Below are 23,087 nucleotides of genomic sequence, written 5' to 3'. Positions count from 1 at the left end.
CGGGCGCGGCCGGGTCCGGAGCGGCCGCCGCGAGAGCCGGAGCTGTCGGCTCCGGCTGGGGGCCGGGTGCTCGAAGCGTTGCGGTCGGCACGGGTCTCGGGGGGCGGAGGTGCCGCCGGGCGGCCGTGACGGCCGTCTCCTCACCCGTAGCTCGGACCGTTCGTCGGGTCACCGCTGCCACCATCGCCCGTCCATCCCTCCACCGCCCTGCCAGCCGGTGTCTCATGGGGATAACGACGGTCTTCCGGGGGCCGTCACGCCCGTTACCGTTGAGAGGTGCCCGATCAGGACGCCACCCCTCTCCTCCGTTCCCACTCCGTGAACGGTGCCAGCGCCCCGAACAGCCCGAACGGTCCGGACGGCCCTGACAGCCCGGGCCCCCGCCACGACACCACGGTCACCGAGCGGGGTGCCTTCGCCTCCGCCCGCTGCTCCTGCGGCTGGCGGGGCCCCGCCCGCCGGGCCAGGGACCGCGCCCGCCGGGACGCCCACGAGCACGCGCCGGACTGACCGCCGCGGTCCTCCTCCGGCGCCGTCGCCACGACACCTCCAGGGCCGCGCCCCGGTGTCCCCGGTGTCCCGGTGTCCTCGGACGGCTCCCGCCCGCTGACCGCCCTCCGGCCGCGCCCGCGCGAAACCGCAACCGCCCGCCCGGCCGCGGCGTCTTGCGTAACCGAAGGCGCGGGGCGACCGGAGGGGGGCCGGCTGCGGCCGGGCGCGGCCGGACGAACGAGGCGGCGGTGGGACAGGCATGGACCTGAGCGGGCGCCAGGAGCAGGACAGCACCACGGGCGCGGCCCTCGGCGGGTACTCCGGCATCGGGTCCCATACCGGGCGTGGTGCCGGACCCGGTGCCGGACCCGGTGCCGGACCCGGTGCCGGACCCGGTGTCCACGGAGCGCCGGGAAGCCCCCGGGGCAGTGGGCCCGGGATGGCCCGGCGCAGCACGCTGCGGGCCGGGGGCGGCGTGCTGGCGGGGGTCTGGCTGGCGAGCGGCTGCGACAGCGGAGACGACGCCGGGAGCGGTGCGTCCGCCCCGGCCCCGACGTCGTCAGCCCCGTCCCCGTTCTCCTTCCCGTCCTCGCCGAGCCGGAGCACGGCGGCTCCGGCGAGTTCCGACTGGAAGGCGCTGGCGGTGTCCCTGGACGGCAGCCTCATCCGCCCCCAGGACCGTACGTTCGACGCCGACTCCCGCCTCTACAACACCCGGTTCGACGGCCTGCGCCCGGCCGCCGTCGCGTACGTGGGCGGCGTGGACGACGTCCGCGCCTGCCTGGACTTCGCGCGCCGTACCGCCACCCCGCTGGCGATCCGCAGCGGCGGCCACTCCTACGCGGGCTGGTCCAGCGGCGACGGGCGGCTGGTCCTCGACGTGTCCCGGCTGGACGGCGTCCGGCTCGACGGCACCGAGGCCGTGGTCGGGGGCGGCGTGAAGCTGATCGACCTCTACAGCACGTTGGCGGCCCGAGGCCGTACGGTGCCGGGGGGCTCCTGCCCCACCGTGGGCGTCTCCGGCCTGACCCTGGGCGGCGGCCACGGCGTGATGAGCCGTTCGATGGGGTTGACCTGCGACAACCTCCTCGGGGCCACGCTGGTCACGGCGGACGGCACCGTCCACGAGGTGTCGGCAGAGGCCGAGCCCGAGGTCTTCTGGGCGCTGCGCGGCGCGGGCAACGGCACCTTCGGCGTGGTGACCTCGCTGACCTTCGCCACCCACCCGGCGCCGGAGGTGGTCACCGGCTACCTGACCTGGCCGTGGTCGCGCGCCGCCGACGTGGTGCGGGCCTGGCAGAGCTGGGGCCCGGAGCAGCCCGACCCCATCTGGTCGGCTCTCCACCTGGACTGCGACGCCGGCCAGGCGCCCGCCGTCTCGGTGGCGATGCTCTCCTCCGGCTCACGTGCCGACCTCGCCGCGGCGGCCGACCGGCTGGCCGCCCTCGCGGGGGCGGCGGCCTCCTCGGTCTCCCTGCACCCGCACGACTACGTGGACGCGATGTTCGCCTACGCCGGCTGCCAGGGGCTCAGCGCCGCCCAGTGCCACCTCGCGCCGCAGGGCACGCTGGGCCGCGAGACGTACACCGCGCGCTCCGACTTCTACGACGCGCCGCTGCCCGACGGCGGCATCGACACACTGCTGGCACAGATGCGGCTGCTGGCCAACCGCTCCGGCGGCGGCGCCGGCAGCATCGCGCTGACCGCCCTGGGCGGCGCGGTCAACCGGGTCGGCCCGACCGCGACGGCGTTCGTCCACCGCCGCTCCCGGTTCCTGGCCCAGTACCTCGCCTCGGACGGGCTGTCCACCACCGGCTGGCTCGCGACCACCTACGCGTCGCTGCGCCGCTACGCCTCGGGAGCGGCCTACCAGAACTACACCGACCCGTCGCTGAAGGACTGGCGCACCGCCTACTACGGCGCCAACGCGTCCCGCCTGACCGCCCTCAAGCACCAGCTCGACCCGGGCCGCCTCTTCGACTTCCCCCAGGCCCTCTGACCCGCCCGGCGGGTCCGCCGGTCCCGCCGGCGGACCCCGCTCCCGTCATCACCGGTTGACGGACTGGATGTCCTGCACGGTGACGTTCTGGGTGTACTCGAACGACCCGCCCGGCAGGTCGCCCCCGGTGCCGCCGCTGCCGGTCCAGCTCACGGCCCAGCGAATCGTCGCCGAGAGCGGGAACGTGCCGCCGTTGGTGGCGCGCCGGTAGGTCAGGCCGCAGGGGGGAACCGCGTTGCCGTCCGCCTTCGCGTACCGCCTGCCGATCGAACCGTCGGCGTTCATCGGGCAGTTGCCGGAGGCGGGGTAGAGGTCGGCGTCGCTCGTCCCCGCGGTGATGTGCAGCCCCACCGGCTTGGCGGTCGTGGTGGCCCAGATGCCCAGCGAGGCGAGGCTGGCGGTCACCGACACCGGCTTGATGTCGGCCGAGGTCAGCCAGGCCCAGGTGTTGAGGTTCACCGTCTGCGGGAGGTCGGCGGCCGGCGACAGCTCGACCGCCTTGGGCAGGATCCGGATGCGGTTGTAGGCGGACTCCGCGAGGATCTCCGGAGTCACCACCGGCCCTGGTCCGGCGGGCGGTTCGGCGCCTTTGAGCACCCAGTCGTCGCGCTCCTTGAAGCAGCTGGTCGCGTTCGGATCGGCCGCCATGCTCGGGTTCATGTGGCCGTTCCACCACATGCCCTTGCCGGCGTTGGCGATCTCGAAGTCCTTGTGCGGGTGCCCGTTGACGTAGTAGTCCTCCTGGGCCTGGTCCCACTGGTATCCGGTGGACTCCTCGGCCCACACCCCCTCGCGCTCGGCCTTCAGCTCCTGGGGCGTGGCCACCGGGGCCATCCAGCAGGGCGGGGGCGTCCAGGCCGTCGTCGCGGTCAGGGCGTGGCCCTTGGAGCTGATCCCCTTCGGCGTGTACTGCACCTCGTAGTAGCTCGCGTTGGCGCTGATGTTCGAACTGCCGGGGTCGGAGCCGCCCCCGACGGCGCCGTCCCCGCTCTTGTCGCCATAGGCGGTACCGGTACCCAGCAGCAGCGACCCGGCGGCGGCGGCCACGACCGCGATCCGTATCCGACCGGTGCGGCTCACGGCTGGCACTCCTTCGCACCCCGCTGCGAGACCACGTACTCCGTCTGCCAGACCCCCTGCCCGTTCTGGGCGAGCCGGGTGTTGTACAGCACGTAACTGTTCGAGGTGGCGGGCGACTTGTCGATCGTCCCGTCGCTGTGCTTGATGAACGCCTTGCTCTCGTCCCCGCAGTAGACCACCGACGCCTCGCCGGTCTTCAGGAACGTCACCTTGCGCTGGAAGAAGCGCGTGGTACCCACCCACGTGTCCTTCTTGCCGAGGTAGCCCTTGACGTAGCCGACCGAGGACTCGAACGCCGTGCCCGTGCTGTAGAAGGAGATGTGCGAGGTGTCCGAGGACCCCTTGAGGATCGCCTCGTCCATGGAGTCGACCCAGCTCTGGTTGTCGGCGAGCACCGCGTCCTTCTTCGCGTCACCCGTGTGCTGGTCCTCGAAGACGTTCTGGGCCCCGGACGGCAGCGTGATCGTCGGGCGCGGCACGCCGGTCGCCGTGGGCGTGGGGCTGGGACCGGAGGTCGACTGCGACGCCGAGGCGGTCGTACCCGTCGCCTTGATCTTGTCCGAGTCCCCGGAGCCACCACCCCCGCAGGCGGTGAGCAGGAGACCGACCCCCACAACGACTGCGGCGGCCGCGGGCAGGGTGGATCGGGACACGTTGTTTACCCCCGTGAACGCAGTGACAAGTGCTGAGTTGACGTCCACAGACGCTACCCGGTGGCTTCTTCGGCAGAAAGCAGCGCACCGTCAATGTGACAAGCCCGTCACCCCGTGAAGAAGCCGTGACGTGCGGCGGGGTGACGGGATGCCGCCCTCGGCCCGGCTCGCGGGTGTTCCGTCACGCGGGCGCAGGGCAGGGCGGGGTGAGCGTGCGTCAGGCGGCGAGGTCCTTGTCCGTCGCGCTGTGGCGCAGCCGCTGCGGCGCGCCGAGGGGGTCGGCGGCCGGTCGGAGCCGGGGGAGCGGACGAGGAACGCCGCGCGGGTGCGGGCGAGGCGGGCGGTGAGAGCGGTCAGCAGGGCGAGGGCGGGCGGCGCGAGCAGCAGCGCGGTGGCCGCGCCCAGCGCGAACCCGCCGGCCGCGTCGGTCGGGTAGTGCGACCCGGTGTAGACCTGGGCGAACCCCTCGGCAAGGGCCACCAGCAGCGCGACCGCCCCGAAGCGGCGGTTGACCATGAACAGGCCGACGGCCACCGCCGCCACCGCCGCGGCCTGGCCGCTGGCGAAGGAGTACCTGCCGCCGCCGTGCGCCAGCACGTCGAGGCCGTCGTGCTCGACCCAGGGACGGGGTCGCTGGACGAGGACGCGCACCGGGATGTCCAGCAGCACGGCGATCCCCGCGGCGAGCGCCGCCCAGGCCACGCCGGCCACCGCCGCCGGCGCGTCGCCGGCCCGCCGGGCCGGCCGCCACCAGCAGCACAGGGCGAGCAGCAGGACCACGGCCACCAGCCCGTACCCGGAGGCGGCCTCGACCACCCGGTCCACCACGCGAGGGGCGTGGCGGGCCAGGCCGTTGACGCCGCGGAGCACGCTGATGTCGGGGTTGACGGCGTCGCTGGTGATTCCTGCTGCGACCTCTGCCATGGCGGTCGTACCCCTTGTCCCGCAATCGACGTGTGTTCACGGCCGGCTCGTGCGCAACCGCCGTCGCTTGCGTCCCGACCATTCTCCTCCGCACAACGGCCGGGAGAGCACTTCGCGTTCCGGTTTTCGCGGAATGATCACCTGCCCGTTATCCAAGGGTGACCAGCAGGAACGGCCCGAAGCGCCAACTCGGCCCAGGCTTGGGCCAGAGCCTCACGTTTCGCACACGCCCCACCCGTCGCACCGTGCGGGCCATCGTACGGCGCCGGGCCCGCCCGGCGGCGCGCCCCACACCGGTCCGGGCCATCCGCTTCCGCTGCCGCCCGCACCGCCGCCACCCTGCCTCGGACGGAGCCCGATGCCGCCGCGGCCCCCGCCCACCGCGTACCCTCCGGGCGCCGCCGCACACCCGCGGGCGGCCGTACGTGGCGGACGCCACAGCCGCCGCCCCGCACGCCCGGCGCGCCGCGGCCGTCGGGGCGTCAGGAGGACGCGCCGGCAGCGGTCGTGGTGGGCAGGGCCTCGGCCCCCGCCTGGGTGACGCGGGTCGCCCCGATGTAGTCGGAGCTGTCGACCGGGTCGAAGCGGATCACCGCGCCGGTGTGCGGCGCGTCGATCATGTAGCCGCCGCCGACGTAGATCCCGACGTGGTGGATCGAGCGCGGGTCGGCCAGATCGTAGGCGAAGAAGACCAGGTCCCCCGGGAGGAGCTCGGAACGGCTGGGGTGCGGCCCGGCGTTCCACTGGTCGTTGGCCACCCGCGGCAGGCTCACCCCCACCGAGTGGTACGCCGCCTGGGTCAGCCCGGAGCAGTCGAACCGGCCGCCCTCCTCCGCGGTGCCCGTGCCGCCCCAGAGGTACTTGGTGCCGAGCTTGGTCTGCGCCCAGTTGATCGCCCCGGCCGCCTGCTCGCTGGGCGCCAGCCGCGCCACCGGCGCGGCGAAGCTCTCCGCGAGGGTGCTGATGGAGCGCACGTAGTTCTGCGTCTCCTGATAAGGCGGCACACCGCCAGCCTGGATCACCGCGTACGCGCCGGCGTTGTAGGCGGCCAGCATGTTGTCGGTGGCGTCGCCGGGGACGTCCTTGACGTAGGCGGCGAGATCGCAGTCGTAGACGGCCGCCGAGGGGATGGCGTCCTGCGGGTCCCACACGTCGGCGCGGCCGTCCCCGTTGGCGTCCATCCCGTGGGTGGCCCAGGTGCCGGGGATGAACTGGGCGATGCCCTGCGCGTCGGCGCCGCTCTGCGCGTGGGCGTTCCAGCCGCTCTCCTGGTACAGCTGCGCGGCCAGCAGCGCCGGGTTCAGCGCGGGGCACTGGTTGCCCCACTTCAGCACCAGGGCCGCGTACTCCTCGGGCACCGCGCCCTTGGCCAGCGTGACCGAGGCACCGTCAGCACCGTTGCCGGACAGCCCGGCCGCGGCCGAGAACGTGCCCACCACGAGCAGCGCGAGGAAGGAGAGGAACAGAGCCCCGCAGACTCCGAGGACCAGCCAGACCCGCCGTGCCACGATCCCACCCCTTCCGCTCCGGCCCGGACGCCCGCCGCGTCCGGCCTGCCCGTTTCCGCCCGCTTCCGCCCGCGTCCGCGCCCCTCCGCCCGTCCGCTCCCGCCTGCCTCTACCTGCCCCCGCCGGCCGCCGCCCGCCCGTCGCGCGCCACCCGCCGCCCCGGCCGTGCTCCGCCCGCTTCGGCTGGTTCCGTTCCCGTCATTGCCCTGGGGTGATCATCGTGATACACAGAGTAGTCGGCCGTATCCCTCGAACACCGGTCCGTGTCACAGTCTGACCACTGCGGCCCGGATCACACGGACAATCCGCCGAGAAAGTCGCCGAGTCGACATCCAACAGCGGATTCCTCCGCCAAGATAGATGATGGCCCCTTGCGCCCCGGCGAGGGAGCCAACTGGTCGAGCGGGGTGGTGAGTTACATGTACCTGGCAGCCGCGAAGGGCGACATCAACACCATTATCGGTGGCATCGCCCCGGATTGGGGTCCTTTCGGGTCCCTGGGCAACGAAGCACGTGTGATGGTCGAGGTCGTCATGGCCGTGGCGATCCTGCTCTGTCTGGCCATCGCCATCTGGGGCGCGGCCAAGCAGCGGATCGGCGCCACGGCGCTGCGCGACACCTTCAGCGCGGAGCAGGGCAAGGGGCTGATCATCGCCGGTCTGACCGGGGTGTTCATCATCGGCTCCCTCGGCACGCTCTTCACCATCGTGTATGGGATGGCCATCTGACCGGGGATCATCCTGGCCGTCTCCGCCCCTCCCCCGCACCCGGGCGCCGCCGCACCTCCCGTTCCGGCGCCACCCGTCTCCCTTCCGTAGCCGTTCCCTCCCCCGTCCCCGGGGCCCGTCCCAGGCCCCACCGTCCCGACCGAGGCTGTCTGCTGATGCCCACTCGACTCCAGCGCGGCGCACCCCGCACCGCCGGCCGCCGCGCCCGCACCGCCGCGGCGCGCGCCGGGCTGCCCGCCGCCCGTCCGGGGGCTGAGCCGCGATGAGCCTCGGCCAGGACGGACCCCCGACCCGGACCCGGTTGCCCGAGGGCGAGGGCGGCCACGGCTCCGCCGCCCGCCGCCCGCAGCCCCGGCGCGCCCTGATGACGGTGGTGGGCGTGGTCGTCGTCCTGATCGCGGCCCTCGCCTTCGCCACCCGCGGGGGCGGCTCAGGCTCCGGTTCCGGCTCCGACGACGCCGGCGGCGGCACCGCCGGCTCCGCCCCGCACAGCGCCGGCTCCGCCGCCCGGGCCACCGCGCCGAGCGGCCAGGCCCCGGTCACCGGCCACGTCGACGGCATCCCGTCCGGCTACGCCCACACCAGCCAGGGCGCCCAGTCCGCGGCGGCCAACTACGCCGTCGCACTCGGCGGCACGGACATGTTCAACACCGACGCCCGGCACCGCATCGTCGCGACCCTCTACACCCCGGCGGCCACCGCCCGCCTGCAGTCCCAGCTCGACCAGGCCTACTCCAGCAGCGCGATCACGGCCCTGGGCCTCAACTCGGACGGCTCCGCCCCGCAGGGCCAGACCTTCGTCTCCCGCACCGTCCCGGTCGGCACCAAGGCCACCGCGTCCACCGACGACACGGCCACGGTCGAGGTGTGGTGCACGGCGCTCTCCGGGCTGGCCGGCCAGGACTCCACCAAGCCGGTCACCACCTCCTGGTTCACCATCACCGAGAAACTGGTGTGGACGGCGGGCGGCACGGACGGAGACTGGCGGATCGACAGCTCCAGCCAGGCCGAGGGGCCGGCCCCGGTCAGCGGAGACCAGCAGGTCGCCACGGCGGACCAGATCGCGGGGGCCGTACAGCAGTACGGAGGGTTCACCTATGCCAGGTAGCACGGCTAGTACGGGTACCGAGGGCGCGCCGAGCACGACGGGCGCGGCCCGCCTCCGCGCGCGGGGCCGCACCGCCGTCCTCGCCCTGCTCACGGCTGTCCTGACCTCCGCGCCCGCGCGGGCTCTGGCAGCCTCACCGACGCCGACTGGGGCCACGGCGACGCCCACCCACGACCCGTGCGCCGGCCTCATCGGAGCGGCCAAGGACTACTGCACCAAGGGCGACACCTCGACGCCCGCCAAGGGAACGAGTCCGACCAGCAGCCTCGACCCCCTCACCTCTCTCGCCAAAGGCTGCGCCGACGCGGCCTCCTGGACCATCGACAAGCTCTCCAGCGCCGTCACCAAGACCTCCGGCGTCGACTTCACCAACACCGCGTTCCTGCGCCAGTACGCCGTCGTCTTCGCCGCCTCCACCGTCCTCACCCTGGTCCTGTGGCTGCTGGCGGTGGCCAAGCGCGCCGTTCGCGGGGTGCCGATGACCGAGGCGCTGACCGAGGCCGTCGGCTTCCTGTGGCTGACCGTGCTGGCGTCCGCGTTCACGCCGCTGGTGCTCTACACGGTGGTGTCGGCCACCGACGCCGTCACCGACGTCATCTCCTCGGGCACCCAGTCCAACACCGACGTCTTCTTCGGCTCGTTCTCGGGCGCCCTGGAGAAGGGCACCGACATCGGCGGCGGCCCGGTCATGCTGATCGTGGTGTCCCTGGTGTCGGTGCTGGCCGCGGGGGTGCTGTGGCTGGAGCTGGTGATCCGGGCCGCGCTGCTGTACGTGGGCGCGCTGCTGGGCACCGCGGTCTACTCCGGCCTGGTGGACAAGAACATGTGGCACCACGTCAGGCGCTGGGCAGGCGTCATGATCGCGGTGATCCTGGTGAAGCCGGTGATCGTGGTGGTGCTCGGCCTGGCCGGGGCGCTGTCCACGACGAAGGACGGCCCGAACGCGTTCTCCGCGGTGGTGTCGGGTCTGGCCATCATCCTGCTCGCCATCTTCGCCAGCTTCATGATCTACCGCTTCGTCCCCGGCTTCGGCGACGACGTGGTCAACCTGCGCAACAACCGACAGGCCGGGGGCCAGAGCCAGGGCGCCGCGGTGATCTCCTCCCCGGCCGCCCTGGTGCGCCAGGGCATCACCACGCACAGTGCCCGCGGCGGCGCCCCCGAGAAGGCCCAGGGCGGGGGCGGCGCCCAGCCGAACCCCGCCTCCAGCGGCATCGCGGCCCACAGCACCCGCCCCTCGGGGGGATCGGGCGGGTCCGGCGGCGCGGGCAGTTCAGGCACCGGGGCCCGCTCAGCGGCTCCCCCTACCGGTCGGCCCCGCCGCCCGGACGCAACAACGGTTCGACGCAGGGAGGTGAGCGCAAGTGACGACCCAGCCGTTCGCCCACCCGCGCCGCACGTATCTGATCGGGAAGTCGCGGCCCAACGCGATCGTCGGCAAGAACCGGGAGACCGGCGAGATCGCGCTGATCGTCCTCGGCGCGGGCCTCGGCATGCTGTCCGGGCTGGTGATCCCGGTGCTGCTGCTGCGGATCGTCGGCCTGGTCGGGTGGCCGCTGATCGCACTGGCCGCGGTCTACATGCCCTACCGGCGGCGCACGTTCTACCGGTGGTTCGAGATCAACCGCAGCTACCGCCGCACCCTTCGGGTGGCGCCCACCTACCGCTCCGCCGTCCAGGAGGCCGGCACGCGGCTGGACGGGCGCGAGATCGAGGTGGGGCCGCCGCCGGGGATCGGCCGGATCACCTGGCTGTCGGCGCCGTTCGGCCCGGACGAGATGGCCGTGCTGCTGCACGTGGACCGGCGTACGGTGACCGCGGCCATCGAGATCGAGGGCCCGGGCGTGGGCCTGCGGGACAGCGAGGACCAGGAAGCCCTGGTGGAACGCTTCGGCACGCTGCTCAAGCACGTGGCCAACGGCGACGGCTTCGTCACCCGGCTGCAGATGCTGGCCCGCACGCTGCCGGCCGACCCGGACGCCCACGCCAAGGACGTGGCGCAGCGCGGCGACCCGGAGGCCGACCGGTGGCTGAAGGACTCCTACGACCAGTTGCAGTCGATGGTGTCGACCTCCTCCGAGCAGCACCGCGCCTACCTGGTGGCGTGCATGCACTTCACCCGCGAGCTGGCCGCCGAGGGCAGCGCCATGGCCCGGGCCACGGTCGGCCGCGGGGCGAAGGTCGACAAGGACGCCGGGCTCGCCGCGGTGATGGCCCGTGAGCTGACCGACATCTGCGCCCGGTTGGCCGAGGCGGACATCCGGGTCCGCCAGCCGCTGGGCCAGGCCCGGCTCGCCTCGCTGGTCCACTCGATGTACGACCCGGACCACCCCATCGACCACATCCAGGCGATGACCCGCCGCAACACCTGGCCGGCCGAGCTGGACGCCACCGAGCCGACGTTCCTCCAGGCCAAGACCCGTGAGTCCGCGACCCGGGCGCCCTGGCACCACGCCACCGCCTGGATCAAGGAGTGGCCGATGACGCCCGTCGGGGTGAACTTCCTGGCGCCGCTGCTGGTGCACACCCCCGACGTGATCCGCACCGTCGCGGTGACGATGGACCTGGAGCCGACCGACATCGCCATCGAGCGGATGCTCACCGAGAAGACCAACGACGACGCCGAGGCCAGCCGGGCGGCGAAGATGAACCGGGTGGTCGACCCGCGCGACGTCGCCCAGCACGGCCGGGTGGACCAGCGCGGCGAGGACCTCGCCAGCGGCGCCGCCGGAGTGAACCTCGTCGGCTACATCACCGTCTCCGCGCGCTCCCCCGAAGCGCTGGCGCGCGACAAGAGGACCATCCGCGCTTCGGCCGGAAAGTCGTATCTGAAGCTCGAATGGTGCGATCGTGAACACCACAGGGCCTTCGTCAACACCCTGCCGTTCGCGACCGGCATCCGCCGCTAGGCCGGACCGGGAACGTGCCGGGACGCAACGGGTGGGCAGACGGCGGCCGGCGCGGTAAGCAGGTAGGGAAAGGCAAGCGGGTACGGAACGGTAGGCGGCACGGGAGCGTGAAGAGGTACGGGGCCGTGAGCAGGTAGCGCGGCGCAAGCAGCCGGGGAACACGGCAAGCAGGCAGGGAACGGGGACGACGAGGGGGCCGGGGGGCGGAACCCCCGCCGCCGACCGGTGGTTCCGGAGCACGACCCGCGCGGGTCCCGGAGCGGCCGGTACGACAGCCAGAAGGAGGAGGGCCACGATGCCCATGCTGGACCCGCTGGCGGCGATCACGGACGCGTTCACCAGCTTCCTGTTCGGCCGCGTGGAGACCACCCGGCTTCCCGTGCGCACCTCCACCGGCCAGGCGCAGGCGGTCTACCTGCCGACGGCCGCGCCGGGCCTGGGCGACTCGGGGGTGATCATCGGCCGCGAGGTGTACTCGGGCAAGGGGTACATCTACGACCCGTTCCAGCTCTACGGCCAGCAGCTGCCCGCCCCGCACTGGCTGGTGCTGGGCGAGTCCGGCAACGGCAAGTCGGCGCTGGAGAAGACGTACGTGCTGCGCCAGCTGCGCTTCCGCGACCGGCAGGTGGTGGTCCTCGACGCGCAGGGCGAGGACGGCGTCGGCGAGTGGAACCTGATCGCCGAGGCGATGGGCATCACCCCGATCCGGCTGGACCCGATGGCCGCCCTCGACGGCGGCATCAAGCTCAACCCGCTGGACCCGGCGATCACCGTCACCGGGCAGTTGGCGCTGCTGCGCACCATCATCGAGGTGGCCACCGGCCGCGCCCTGGACGAGCGCTCCGGCTTCGCCCTGAAGGTCGCCCACAGCTACGTGGCCGCCGCGGTGACGGACCGCCAGCCGATCCTCACCGACATCGTCGAGCGGCTGCGGCACCCGGTGGCCGAGTCCACCGAGGGCATGAACGTCGAGGTCGACGACGTGCGCGCGTGGGGGCTCGACGTGGCGCTGGTGCTGGACCGGCTGGTCGACGGCGACCTGCAGGGCATGTTCGACGGGCCCACCAGCGTCGGCATCGACCTGGACGCGCCGCTGATCGTCTTCGACCTCTCGCACATCGACCGCAACTCGATCGCGATGCCGATCCTGATGGCGATCGTCGGCGTGTGGCTGGAGCACACCTGGATCAGGCCGGACCGCCGCAAGCGGATCTTCCTGGTCGAGGAGGCGTGGCACATCATCAACTCGCCGTTCGTCGCGCAGCTCTTCCAGCGGCTGCTGAAGTTCGGCCGGCGGCTGGGCCTGTCCTTCGTGGCGGTGGTGCACCACCTGTCGGACGTGGTGGACGGCGCCGCGGCGAAGGAGGCCGCCGCGATCCTGAAGATGGCCTCCACCCGCACCATCTACGCGCAGAAGGCCGACGAGGCCAGAGCCACCGGCCGGGTCCTCGGCCTGCCGCGCTGGGCGGTGGAGATCATCCCCACGCTCACCCCCGGCATCGCGGTGTGGGACGTCAACGGCAACGTGCAGGTCGTCAAGCACCTGATCACCGAGGCGGAACGGCCGCTGGTCTTCACCGACCGCGCCATGACGGAGAGTTCGCTGGAGCACGCGGCCGACCTGGAGGCCGAGGCGGAGGCCGCGGCCCGCGCCGAGGCCCACGCGGCGGCGGAGGCGCAGCTGGCGGAGCGCGTGGCAGACGACGCGGTGGCCTGAGGCGATGCCGCCGCGCGAGAGGGAGTCACCGGCACGGGCGGGCGGCGGGCTGCCCGACGGCCTGGTCCTGGCCGTCATCGCGGTCCTGCTCGGGGTGACGGTGCTGGTGTGGACGGCCACCGGTGTCGCCGGGCTGTTCAGCCACGGCGGCTGGCCGGCCCACCTCCACTTCACCCGCACGCCGCGCGCGATGCGCTCGCTCGCCGGCCACCCGCACGACATGGCCGCGGCCTGGCCGCAGGTCCCGGCCGGCCGGCTGCCGGGCCCCGGGCTGTTCTGGTGGGTGCTGTCCGCGCAGCTGGCGCTGCTCGTCGCGGTCGCGGTGTGGGCGCTGCGGGTCGCGGCCCGGCTGCGCGCCCCGGCCCGCCGCGGCTCCGTGCCCAAGGCGCCGCCGTACGGCGGGCCCGAGGGCCTCGACGTGGCCGCCCGCACCGCCCCCACCGAGGGCCTCACCGAGGACCCCGCCGGCCTGCCCGCGCCGCGCCGCGCCGCCCACCGGGCGGCCGGCGGCGACGAGAGCCTGGACGCCTGGTTCCGCACCGTGCCGCGCACCGCCCCGCCGGGCGGCGCCCCCGCGGCCGACCCGCCCACCATGCGGCTGGCCCCGCACAGCCCCGACGGCCTCCTCAGCGGCCCGCAGAGCGCGCCGGCGGGGCACGCCCCCAGCGCGGCGCGCCCGGCGCTCGCCGCGTTCGCCGCCGACGGCGCGGTCGTGCGCGGCTGCGTCCTGTTCGCCGAGCCCGGCGGCGACAAGGGCAGGCGCGTCGTCCAGCCGGCCGTGCTCGCCGCCGAGGGAGCCGTCGTGGTGACCACGGCCGACCCCGACACCTACCACCAGACGGCCGGCGGCCGGGCCAAGCTGGGCCCCGTCCACGTCTGGGACCCGGCGCACGTGCTGGACCTGCCCGGCCGGCTCCGCTGGGCACCGCACGACGGATGCGAACGGCCCGGCACCGCCCTCACCCGCGCCGCCGCGCTGCTGGCCCCGCTGCGCACGGCCCGCGCCGACGAGACGGCCGTCCACCAGGCGGCCGTGACACTGCTGCGCTGCTGGCTGCACGCGGCGGCCGTGGACGGCCGCCCCTTCCGGCAGGTGCAGCGGTGGGCCACCGGCGGGGTGGCCGGGGAGGCGGTCCGGGTGCTGCGCACCCACCGTTCGGCCGCCTCCGGCTGGAGCGGCGAGCTGGAGTCGGTGCTGCACGCCCACCCGGAGCGGCGGGACGCCGCGCAGGCGCTGATCCGGCGGGCGCTGGAGCCGCTGGCCGCCGTCCACATCCGCGACGCGTGCGGTCCGGGCTCGTCCGGCGGCCTCGACCTGGCATCGTTCACCGCCGAACGGGGAACGCTCTACGTGGTGGGCGAACGCGTCGAGGACCCGCGTGTCCACCCGGGTGCGACGCCCCTGCTGACCGCACTCGTCTCCTGCGTGGTCGAGCACGGCCGGAGCATGGCCGCAGGGTCACCCGCCGGCCGGCTCGACCCACCAGTCACCTTCGTCCTCGACGACGTGGCCGCGCTCGCGCCGCTGCCCGAACTGCCGGAGCTGCTGGCGGAGGGCCGCACCCGCGGCCTGCCCGCCCTCGCGGTGCTGCGCTCCCCCGAACAGGCCCTGGCCCGCTGGCAGTCCCCCCTCTGGCAGCGGGCCGACGTCCGCCTCGTCCTGGACGACGCCACCGCCGACGCGCTGCCGCCCGCCGTCCCCGACGCCGTCCGCCTGTACTGACCCGCGCCGGCCCCGGAAGCCCCCGAGGCCCGCCGGGCCCTGCCGGACGGCCTCAGGCCCAGCCCTTGCGCGGCGGCGCCACCGACTCGCGCAGCACCGTGTGCGTCCCCAGCAGGTGCCGGGTCTGGGCGAGGGCGCGCGGACCGCCCGGATTCGCGGCCTCCTCCGCCAGCGCCAGCCGCACCGACTCCCGCCCCAGCTCGTACGCGGGGATGTTCACCGTCGTCAGCGGCGGGTTGAGGTCCTGCGCGAGGTCGTCGTTGTTGTACCCGACCACCGACATGTCGACCGGCACCCGCAGCCCGCGCTCCCGCAGCGCCGCCATCGCCCCGGCCGCCGCCTGGTCGTCACCGGCGAAGACCGCCGTGAACTCGGGCCGGCCGCCGCACTCGCCGAGGATCCGCCGCATCTCCCCGTATCCGAACTCCCGGCCCAGCCCCAGCCCCGCGATCCGCTCCGCGGACGGCGGCAGCCCGTGGTCGGCCAGCGCCCGCCGGTACCCGGCGATGCGCGGCTCGACCGTGCTGTGCCCCGGGATCGTGCCCAGGAAGAGGATGTCCCGGTGGCCGGCCGCCAGCAGGTGGCTGACCACCGCGTACGCCCCTGCCTCGTTGTCGTACTCGACGACCAGCACCGGCATGTCCGGGTCGGGCGCGGGCCGGCCGCACAGCACCAGCCGGGAGCCGGCCGCCGCCAGCCCCTGCGCGTACTCGCCCAGCCGCGCCCGGTACCCGTCGTCCTCGATCGACCCGCCGACCAGCACCACGAACTCCGACCGCTGCTCGCGCATCATCTGCACCAGCGCCAGCTCACGCGCCTCGTCCCCGCCGTGGCTGCACACCATGCACAGCCGGCCGCGGGCCGCCGCCTCCTGCTCCACACCCTGGGCGACCTCGGCGTAGAAGGCGCTGTCGACGGAGCGGACGATGACCGCGACGGTCTTCGGGCCGGTGCCGGCCAGCGCCCGGGCCCGCCCGTCGATGACGTAGTCGAGGTCCTTGACCGCCCGCAGCACCTTCGCGCGGGCCGCCGCCGAGGTCGGGTAGTTCCCGGCCAGCACCCGGGAGACGGTGGCCACCGACACCCCCGCGCGGACCGCGACGTCCCGGATGGTGACCTTGCCGGACCGGGGCCCGGGCGTGCCCGTGGCAGCCCCCGGCCGTGGTGAACTCTGCGCCATCCCCGCCATCCGAAACCCCGCTCCCGCGCCGCACCGCGCCGCACACTCAGCGTACTGGTGCGACCGCGGCCCCATCACCCTCGCCGACCCGCCCGGACCCTGCCCGGCCCCGCCCCTTCCCTGGCGACGGCCCCGTCCCTGAGTCGGGGCCGCCGCCGGGGAACGGGCGGGGCCGAGGGTCACTGGTTCGCCGCGTAGTCCTTGGCGTACTCCTCGGCCATCCTGTCCAGGCCCTGGTTCCGCATCTGCTTGACCGCCGCGTCCCACGCGCTCATCGGCTTGCGGCCGGCCACGATCGCCCCGATAGTGTCGGTGCGCACCTGGTCGACGGCGGCGCCGACCCGGGTGCGGGTGTCCGACTGCAGACCCCAGCGCGGGTTCGCCACCAGCATCGGCCGGACCTTGTCCTGCCAGGCGTGGTTGCGCTTCACCGCGTCCGGCTGCCCGGGCAGGTAGAGCACCTGCGGGGCGTCGCACACGTACTTCAGCGGCAGGTTGATGTTGTTCTCCACCATGCCGAGCTTGGTGGGGATCGGGTCGCCGGCCGCGTTCCGGGTGAAGTGCGTGCCCTCGACGCCGAAGTGGGTCAGCTCGTACTCCTTGGTGCCGAAGGGCGAGGCCAGGTAGTTCAGCACCCGCAGGATCAGCTTGATCCGGTCCGGCGTGGTCTTCTTCAGCACCGTGTACCCCCAGGCGCCCTGGGCCCGGTCCATGCCCGGCTTCGCCCCGTTCGACGGCGTGTACGGCACGAGCGCGTCGAGCGTGAAGGCGCCGTCGATGCTCGGGACGGAGGTGGACAGCGCGCCGAAGCCGTCGGGCATCGAGGCGACCGTGCCGTTGTAGAAGAAGGTCTTGCAGTCCACCGTCGAGGTGCCCAGCACGTTCGGCTCGTACAGCCCCGCCTTGCGCAGCGACGCCATGAACTCGATGCCGGCCCGGTACTCGTCGGTGGTGAAGGCGCTGGTGAACGCGCCGCCGTCCATCCGCCACTCCTGCGGGGCGCCGAACGCCGTGGTGTGCACGTCCGTACCGAACAGCAGCGGCTGCGAGGAGCCCAGGGCGTACGTGCGGCCCTTGGTGGCGGCCTTGGCGACGGCCGTGAAGTCCGCCGAGGTCCAGCCGTCCTTCATACCGGCCGCGGTGAACACGTCGTTGTTGATCCACAGGCAGTTGCCCGGCGCCGAGCGCTGCACCGGCACGCCGTAGATCCGCCCGCCGATGCGGCCCATGTTCTGCCACACGTACGTCGCCAGGTTCGCGAGGTTCGGGTACTCCTTGATCGCGTCCCCGCTCAGGTACGACGACAGGTCGGCGCACTTGGCCGCCACGAACTCGGCCTCGCGCGGCAGGGTGTGGCCGCCGCCGAAGTTGATCACGTCCGGCAGGTCGTTGCCGGCCGTCATGGTGGCCATCTTCGTCATGTAGTCCGAGTCGGGCACGACCGTGAACTCGATGTTCACGCCCAGCGCCTTGTTGACCGCGGCCCAGAACGCGTTCGACGAGGCCGGCTTGGGCGGGGTGCCGTAGGTGATGGTCATGACCTTGATGGTCTGGCCGCTGCCGGGCGTCTCGTGGACGGCGTTCGCCAGCTCCTTCGGGTACGACAGGTACCCGGGCTGGATGCCGTCCGCGGTGCCGGGCAGGTCCGGTGTCGGCCCGGAGAAGGGCACGTACGCGGGCCACGGGGTCAGGTGCTTGCCGACGTTGCTCACGTCGTGGCCGCCGCCGGAGGTGGAGCAGGCGGTGAGCAGGGCCGGGGCGGCGACGGCGGCGCCGCCTGCCGCGATCGAGCGCAGCAGGGTGCGCCGCGAGAACGACGAGGTACTCACGGTGGTCCTTTCCAGGATGTCCGGGGTGGTGCTGAAGATCAGGGGGTGGGCCCGCCGCGTGCCCGCGGGCTCTCGGGGGATGGCGCCGGGCGCGCGGCTCAGCTCTTGACGGCTCCGGTGAGCACGCCCTTGGTGAAGTACTTCTGCACGAACGGGTAGACGACGAGGATCGGCACCACGGCCACCACCAGCACCGCCATCTGGATCGTCTGCGGCGCAGCGACCTGGCTGGCGTCGCCGGCCCCGGTGTCGGCCAGCTGCGCCCCGCCGACGACGTACGTGCGCAGCACCTGCTGGAGCGGCCAGTGGTCGGAGTCGAGGTAGATCGACGCGGCGAACCAGGCGTTCCAGTACGACACCGCGTAGAAGAGCCCCACCACAGCCAGCGCGGCCTTCGACAGCGGCAGCACGATCTGCCAGAGCACCCGCCACTCGCTGGCGCCGTCCAGCCGTGCCGCCTCGTGCAGTTCGTTCGGCACCGACTGGAAGAAGCCGCGCAGCACCACCAGGTTGAAGACGTTGATCACCACCGGGGCGATCAGCGAGTCGTAACTTCCCAGCATGTGCATGCTCTTGACCAGCAGGAAGCTCGGGATCATGCCGGGCGGGAAGAGGAACGTGAAGAGAATCAGCAGCAGCGCCGGCTTCCCGCCGAACAGGTCCGGCCGGCTCAGGCCGTAGGCCAGCCCGATGGTGCACGCCAGGCTGACCGCGGTACCGATCACGGTCACGCCCGCGCTCACCCACAGCGCGTGCCCGACGATGCCGCCGTCGAAGACCTCCCGGTAGGCCCGCAGCGTCGGGTGCTGCGGCCACAGCACCCAGCCGCCGTTGGCCACCACGTCCTTGTTGTCGGCCAGCGAGGTGGACACCACGATCAGGAACGGCACCATCACCAGCGCCACCACCGCGACCAGCGCCACCGCCTTGGCCGCCGACGTCACGGCCCGGGGCTTCTCCATCCAGGCCGGACGGGCCTCCCTGCCGCTCTTCCGCGCCGGGGCCCTGGTCCCCGCCCGCTGTGCCACCGCGCTCACCGGTACACCCCCTGCTCGCCGAGGCGGTGCGCGACCTTGTTCGCGGCGTAGACGAGCACCGCGCCGACCACGCCCTTGAAGAGTCCGGCCGCGGCCGCGTACCCGTAGTCGCCCTCGACCAGGCCGCGCTGCCACACCAGGGTGTCGATGATCTCGGCCGCCTCCGGGCCCACCGAGGCACGTTGGAGGAGCATCTGCTCGAAGCCGACGGAGAGGATGTCGCCCAGCCGCATGATGAGCAGCAGCACCATGACCGGCCGGATCGCCGGCAGCGTCACGTGCCAGAACCGCCGCCACGGGCCGGCCCCGTCGATCGCGGCGGCCTCGTACTGCTGCTCGTCGACCTGCGCCAGCGCGGCGAGGAAGATGATCGTGCCCCAGCCGGTGTCCTTCCAGATCACCTGGGCCACGACCAGCGGCTTGAACACGGTCGGGTTGCCGATGATGTCGACGGTGTGCAGGTGGGCGTCGCCCAGCACCGAGTTGAGCAGGCCCGAGTCGCCCAGCACCTGCTGGAAGACGGCCACCACGATCACCCACGACAGGAAGTGCGGCAGGTACACCACCGACTGCACCAGCCGCTGGACGCTGGTGCGGGTCAGGCTGTGCAGCAGCAGCGCGAGCGCCAGGGGCACCGGGAAGTAGAAGACCAGCTGGAGCAGGGCTATCCACAGGGTGTTGACGACCGCGTGCCAGAACGCGGAGTCCACCAGGATCGCGTGGAAGTTCTGCAGCCCCACCCACTGGCTGGCCCACAGCCCGTCGAATGGCACGTAGTCCTTGAACGCGATGACGTTTCCGGCCATCGCGCCGTACTGGAAGACCAGGAAGTACACCAGCCCCGGCGCCATCAGCGCCAGCAGGGCGAGGTCCCGCCGCAACCGTTTGCGGCGGGAGCCCCGCGCCGCGCGGCTGGGCGGCTGGGCTCCTTCGGACGCGCCGGCCGCTCCCGTGCGGCCAGTGGCGTCCCGTTCGGCAATCGCCATCGCGTCCTCCTCGACGCTCAAGGTGGTCGGAAACTAAACCGGTTACTACGGCTGGTCAACCCCCCTCGCACCATTCGATCACCGCGAACACCGGTCCCGAAGGCCGAACATGCCACCAAAACGGCGCAATATCGCCGCCCGCGACCCCGTCTGCCGCTCAGGTCGTTGACGGCCGACGAGTGCGCCCCTAGGCTCCACGTCGTTCCGATGTAACCGATTACACGGTGAGGTGTGGAGATGGCGGAGCGCCCCAAACTGGTGCTGGCGATGCAGCCGGAAGTCCTGGACCTGGTCCTGCCGGCCCCGCTCCGCGACCGGCTCGACACCCTCGCCGACGTCCACCCGCACCTGCTCACCGACACTGGCGACCCGGCCGCCGCCGAGCCCCTCGCCCAGGCGCGCGTCCTGCTCACCGGCTGGGGCTGCCCGGTGCTCGACACCGCCGTCCTCGACCGCGCGCCGAACCTGGCCGCCGTCGTGCACGCGGCCGGCTCGGTCAAGGGCCACGTCCGGCCGGAGGTCTTCGCCCGCGGCATCGCCGTCTCCTCCGCCGCCGACGCCAACGCCGCACCCGTGGTGGAGTTCACCCTCGCCACGGTCTGGCTGGCGGCCCGCCGCGCGCTGGGCTCCGCCGCCGCCTACGTCCAGGGCCGCCAGCCCACCTACGCCGACCGGATCGGTGCCGACGGCGCCACCGTCGGGGTGATCGGCGCGTCCCGGATCGGCCGCGGGGTCATCGCCCGGCTGCTCGCCTCCCCGGCCGGCTTCCGCGTGCTGCTCGCCGACCCCTACGTCGACGCCACCGAGGCCGAGGCCCTGGGCGCCACCCTGGTCGACATCGACGAGCTCTGCCGGAGCAGCGACATCGTGACCGTGCACGCGCCCGACCTGCCGGAGACCCACCACCTGCTCGACGCCCGCCGGCTGGCGCTGCTGCGGGACGGCGCCTCGCTGATCAACACGGCCCGCGGCCGGCTCGTCGACACCGCCGCGCTGGCCGCCGAGTGCGCCACCGGCCGGATCGACGCCTACCTCGACGTCACCGACCCGGAACCGCTGCCGCTGGACCACTCCCTGCTGGCCCTGCGGAACGTGCTGGCCACCCCGCACATCGCCGGCGCGCAGGGCACCGAGGTGCGGCGGCTGGGCGCGTACGCCCTGGACGAGGTCGAACGCTGGACGAAGGGCGAACCGCTGCTGGGCGCCGTGCGCGCCGACCAGCTCGGCCGCATCGCCTGACCGACCGACCGCTGACCGACCCGCTGCCGACCCCCTGACCGACCCACCGGGACCGGGCCGCCAGGACCGGGCCTCGATGGCTCAGCCTGCGAGGGCTCACCCTGCCGAGTGCCGTCCCCGGTGAGCGGCCGATCCGGTCACGGCCGTACGGAACCCCCGCGGGGGCGGGCGTCGCACGCGTGTCCCCCGGGACTTCCGCGCGGCCATCTGTCCCCAGGCGCTCACGCTCCGCATACTGGGAGCGGTGGGGGACCCGGCTGGTGGGACGGGAGGCGGCGGTGATCTCTGAACCGGAGCTGACCAGTGGGTTCGACCCCGGGCCAAGCGGCCCGGACCTCCTCACGGCCGGGCCGGAACCGGAGTGGGACGAGCCGGACGACGGCCCGCCCGACGCGCGGGGGAACGAGGACGGCGGGCCCGCGGCCCCTCGCCCCCGGCCCGCCGCCTGCTGCCGTCCGACCGGCCGTGGGCCTGGGCCCTCGTCGGCGCCCTGGCGGCGTCGGCGGTGTGGGCGGGCGCCGGCACCGTCTGGGAGGGGAGCCACCGGAGCACCCCCGACCTGCACGGCTACCGCATAGCCGGCAACCTCTGCACGCACGAGGTGCTGCACCCGCTCTTCGCCGCCACACCCACCCCGGAGTTCACCGCCTGGCCGGCCGAGATGTCGACCGGGCCCGCCCTGGACCGCGCCCAGTGCGCCGCCGTGTCCGCCGGCGACCCCAGCACGACCCGGCCGAGCACCGACTTCGTGGCCACCGTCTCCGTCGAGCTGCACAAGAAGACCGACCCCGGGCCGGAGTTCCACGACACGCGCGCGCAGGCCCTCCAGTCCCTGGAGCGAGCCGACACCGTCACCGCGGTCCCCGGCATCGGCGACGAGGCGTACCTGCTCACCATCGTCCCCAGCCAGATCGAGCTGAAGGTGCGCCACGGCGGCGCGGTGATCGCCGTCGCCTTCAGCCTCCGCACGACGGCGCCCGCCGACGGCACCGACAGCGGCAGCGTCGGCGAACACGACCCGGCCCCGGCCCAGCCCGACATCTCCCGCTACCGCGACCCGATCCTCGCCACCGGCCGCGCGGTCATGGCCGAGCTGAGGGGTGCCGGCTCCTGAACCCGCCCGGGCCACCCTCGCAGGCGGGGATACCGGCGCCGGGGGTGCGTCAGGGCTTCGGAAGGGCCAGCTCGAACTCGGTGGCCGCCGGGTCCCGTTCGAAGGCCATGGTCCTGCCCGTGCGGGCGAACCCGTGGCGACGGTACACCGCCTCCGCCCGAGGGTTCCGCTCGTGGACCCACAGGTGCAGCCGGTCGGCCCGCTCCCAGGCCCAGGCGGCCGCGGCGGCCAGCAGGGCGTCGGCCACACCGCTGCCGCGCAGCCCGGGCCGTACGTACACGCCGTTCAGGCAGTAGTAGCCGGGCCGTTCGGGGACGACGACGGCCATGGCGGCGAACTCCTCGGCCTCCGCTTCACCAGCTCGCGCCGGCCCGTTGACGACGCCCACGAACTGCTGCGAGCCCCGGCTGGCGGCCCGCTTGATCCACTGGTCGTCGCCGAACAGCGACTCCTCCGCGTAGCTGCGGGCGAAGGCGAAATCCGCCACCGGATCGCGCAGCGCCTCCAGCCGCAGGTCCCTGCTCTTCCGCCACTCCTCCGGCCGCGCCGGACGTACGCTCCACTCCATGGGGAAGAGGGTACAACGCAAAAAAAGCCCGGTTCCTCCGAATATTCGGAGGAACCGGGCTTTGAATAATTGTTCGGCGGCGTCCTACTCTCCCACAGGGTCCCCCCTGCAGTACCATCGGCGCTGAAAGGCTTAGCTTCCGGGTTCGGAATGTAACCGGGCGTTTCCCTCTCGCTATGACCACCGAAACTCTATCGGGCCACCCCCACATCACACAGGGGCGTCGACAAGGCTCCAGGAACCAGCACGATCTTCAATTAACCAGTTCACCGGTGCGACCTTTCGCAACCCGG

At 73.4% G+C, this 23,087-nt stretch carries 22 protein-coding genes and 1 rRNA gene; 9 read left to right on the top strand and 14 right to left on the bottom strand.

The window, feature by feature from the left end; genetic code table 11:
* Positions 1-276 precede the first annotated feature (276 nt).
* Together BS72_RS18205 and BS72_RS18200 are read left to right on the top strand one after the other, a co-directional pair.
* A complete protein-coding gene (locus tag BS72_RS18205) occupies positions 277-510 on the top strand; it encodes a hypothetical protein (RefSeq protein WP_407638983.1) in 234 nt (77 codons plus the stop codon).
* 421 nt (positions 511-931) lie between these two features.
* Positions 932-2,491: an FAD-binding oxidoreductase gene (locus BS72_RS18200; protein ID WP_037911875.1), complete on the top strand. Its 1,560-nt coding sequence runs from the start codon at positions 932-934 to the stop codon at positions 2,489-2,491.
* Between the two features lie 48 nt (positions 2,492-2,539).
* Here BS72_RS18200 and BS72_RS18195 read toward each other — a convergent pair whose 3' ends face one another.
* The 4 genes from BS72_RS18195 to BS72_RS18180 form a co-directional block, all read right to left on the bottom strand.
* On the bottom strand, positions 2,540-3,571 hold the full coding sequence (locus tag BS72_RS18195; RefSeq protein WP_037911873.1) for a hypothetical protein: 1,032 nt from the start codon (positions 3,569-3,571) through the stop codon (positions 2,540-2,542).
* On the bottom strand, positions 3,568-4,224 hold the full coding sequence (locus tag BS72_RS18190) for a hypothetical protein (RefSeq protein WP_037911870.1): 657 nt from the start codon (positions 4,222-4,224) through the stop codon (positions 3,568-3,570). The genes BS72_RS18195 and BS72_RS18190 overlap by 4 nt, the downstream gene beginning before the upstream one ends.
* A 90-nt stretch (positions 4,225-4,314) precedes the next feature.
* Positions 4,315-5,148, bottom strand: coding sequence for a phosphatase PAP2 family protein (locus BS72_RS18185; protein ID WP_107498820.1), 834 nt, complete (start codon positions 5,146-5,148; stop codon positions 4,315-4,317).
* A gap of 482 nt (positions 5,149-5,630) precedes the next feature.
* Entirely contained in the window at positions 5,631-6,656 is a 1,026-nt protein-coding gene (locus BS72_RS18180; protein ID WP_037911868.1) for a bifunctional lytic transglycosylase/C40 family peptidase, read from the bottom strand.
* A gap of 419 nt (positions 6,657-7,075) precedes the next feature.
* Between BS72_RS18180 and BS72_RS18175 the strand changes: the two genes are divergently transcribed.
* Entirely contained in the window at positions 7,076-7,384 is a 309-nt protein-coding gene (locus tag BS72_RS18175; RefSeq protein ID WP_037916515.1) for a hypothetical protein, read from the top strand.
* 262 nt (positions 7,385-7,646) lie between these two features.
* Entirely contained in the window at positions 7,647-8,492 is an 846-nt protein-coding gene (locus BS72_RS18170; protein ID WP_037911865.1) for a hypothetical protein, read from the top strand.
* Between the two features lie 207 nt (positions 8,493-8,699).
* Here the strand turns inward: BS72_RS18170 and BS72_RS39965 are convergent, their stop codons facing one another.
* Genes BS72_RS39965 through BS72_RS39950 form a run of 4 tightly spaced genes read right to left on the bottom strand, consistent with a single transcriptional unit; the run spans position 8,700 to position 9,773 of the window.
* A complete protein-coding gene (locus BS72_RS39965) occupies positions 8,700-9,035 on the bottom strand; it encodes a hypothetical protein (RefSeq protein WP_037911864.1) in 336 nt (111 codons plus the stop codon).
* Positions 9,036-9,047: 12 nt separating this feature from the next.
* Positions 9,048-9,284, bottom strand: coding sequence for a hypothetical protein (locus BS72_RS39960; RefSeq protein WP_037911861.1), 237 nt, complete (start codon positions 9,282-9,284; stop codon positions 9,048-9,050).
* A gap of 6 nt (positions 9,285-9,290) precedes the next feature.
* Positions 9,291-9,497 (bottom strand): hypothetical protein, encoded by a 207-nt coding sequence (locus BS72_RS39955; protein ID WP_037911859.1) that lies wholly within the window; start codon positions 9,495-9,497, stop codon positions 9,291-9,293.
* 3 nt (positions 9,498-9,500) lie between these two features.
* Entirely contained in the window at positions 9,501-9,773 is a 273-nt protein-coding gene (locus tag BS72_RS39950; protein WP_198545922.1) for a hypothetical protein, read from the bottom strand.
* A gap of 83 nt (positions 9,774-9,856) precedes the next feature.
* On the opposite strand from BS72_RS39950, the gene BS72_RS18145 reads away from it, so the two are divergent.
* The 3 genes from BS72_RS18145 (at position 9,857) to BS72_RS18135 (ending at position 14,841) form a co-directional block, all read left to right on the top strand.
* Positions 9,857-11,401, top strand: a complete 1,545-nt coding sequence (locus tag BS72_RS18145; RefSeq protein WP_037911855.1) for an SCO6880 family protein — start codon at positions 9,857-9,859, stop codon at positions 11,399-11,401.
* A 301-nt stretch (positions 11,402-11,702) separates the two neighbouring features.
* Positions 11,703-13,118: an ATP-binding protein gene (locus BS72_RS18140; protein ID WP_037916512.1), complete on the top strand. Its 1,416-nt coding sequence runs from the start codon at positions 11,703-11,705 to the stop codon at positions 13,116-13,118.
* A 4-nt stretch (positions 13,119-13,122) separates the two neighbouring features.
* A complete protein-coding gene (locus BS72_RS18135) occupies positions 13,123-14,841 on the top strand; it encodes a type IV secretory system conjugative DNA transfer family protein (RefSeq protein ID WP_051951224.1) in 1,719 nt (572 codons plus the stop codon).
* A gap of 52 nt (positions 14,842-14,893) precedes the next feature.
* Here BS72_RS18135 and BS72_RS18130 read toward each other — a convergent pair whose 3' ends face one another.
* The 4 genes from BS72_RS18130 to BS72_RS18115 form a co-directional block, all read right to left on the bottom strand.
* Positions 14,894-16,021, bottom strand: coding sequence for a LacI family DNA-binding transcriptional regulator (locus tag BS72_RS18130; RefSeq protein WP_051951957.1), 1,128 nt, complete (start codon positions 16,019-16,021; stop codon positions 14,894-14,896).
* A 179-nt stretch (positions 16,022-16,200) separates the two neighbouring features.
* The gene (locus BS72_RS18125; protein WP_037911854.1) at positions 16,201-17,850 is read right to left on the bottom strand and encodes an extracellular solute-binding protein; all 1,650 of its coding nucleotides are present in this window, start codon (positions 17,848-17,850) and stop codon (positions 16,201-16,203) included.
* Between the two features lie 98 nt (positions 17,851-17,948).
* Positions 17,949-18,812: a carbohydrate ABC transporter permease gene (locus BS72_RS18120; protein WP_037911851.1), complete on the bottom strand. Its 864-nt coding sequence runs from the start codon at positions 18,810-18,812 to the stop codon at positions 17,949-17,951.
* A 71-nt stretch (positions 18,813-18,883) separates the two neighbouring features.
* Positions 18,884-19,873 (bottom strand): ABC transporter permease, encoded by a 990-nt coding sequence (locus tag BS72_RS18115; RefSeq protein ID WP_407638982.1) that lies wholly within the window; start codon positions 19,871-19,873, stop codon positions 18,884-18,886.
* Positions 19,874-20,110: 237 nt separating this feature from the next.
* On the opposite strand from BS72_RS18115, the gene BS72_RS18110 reads away from it, so the two are divergent.
* Both BS72_RS18110 and BS72_RS32475 read left to right on the top strand, forming a co-directional pair.
* Positions 20,111-21,112: a hydroxyacid dehydrogenase gene (locus tag BS72_RS18110; protein WP_037911850.1), complete on the top strand. Its 1,002-nt coding sequence runs from the start codon at positions 20,111-20,113 to the stop codon at positions 21,110-21,112.
* Between the two features lie 361 nt (positions 21,113-21,473).
* Entirely contained in the window at positions 21,474-22,226 is a 753-nt protein-coding gene (locus BS72_RS32475) for a hypothetical protein (protein WP_051951223.1), read from the top strand.
* A gap of 49 nt (positions 22,227-22,275) precedes the next feature.
* Here the strand turns inward: BS72_RS32475 and BS72_RS18100 are convergent, their stop codons facing one another.
* Together BS72_RS18100 and rrf are read right to left on the bottom strand one after the other, a co-directional pair.
* The gene (locus BS72_RS18100) at positions 22,276-22,794 is read right to left on the bottom strand and encodes a GNAT family N-acetyltransferase (protein ID WP_037911849.1); all 519 of its coding nucleotides are present in this window, start codon (positions 22,792-22,794) and stop codon (positions 22,276-22,278) included.
* Between the two features lie 71 nt (positions 22,795-22,865).
* A 5S ribosomal RNA gene (gene rrf / locus BS72_RS18095) occupies positions 22,866-22,982 on the bottom strand.
* Between the last annotated feature and the right edge of the window lie 105 nt (positions 22,983-23,087).

Origin of the sequence: Actinacidiphila yeochonensis CN732, from assembly GCF_000745345.1 — a bacterium.
In the GTDB taxonomy this organism is placed as follows: domain Bacteria; phylum Actinomycetota; class Actinomycetes; order Streptomycetales; family Streptomycetaceae; genus Actinacidiphila; species Actinacidiphila yeochonensis.
The sequence above is the reverse complement of the archived record's forward strand: the minus strand, read 5'-3'. Positions and strand labels throughout refer to the sequence as shown.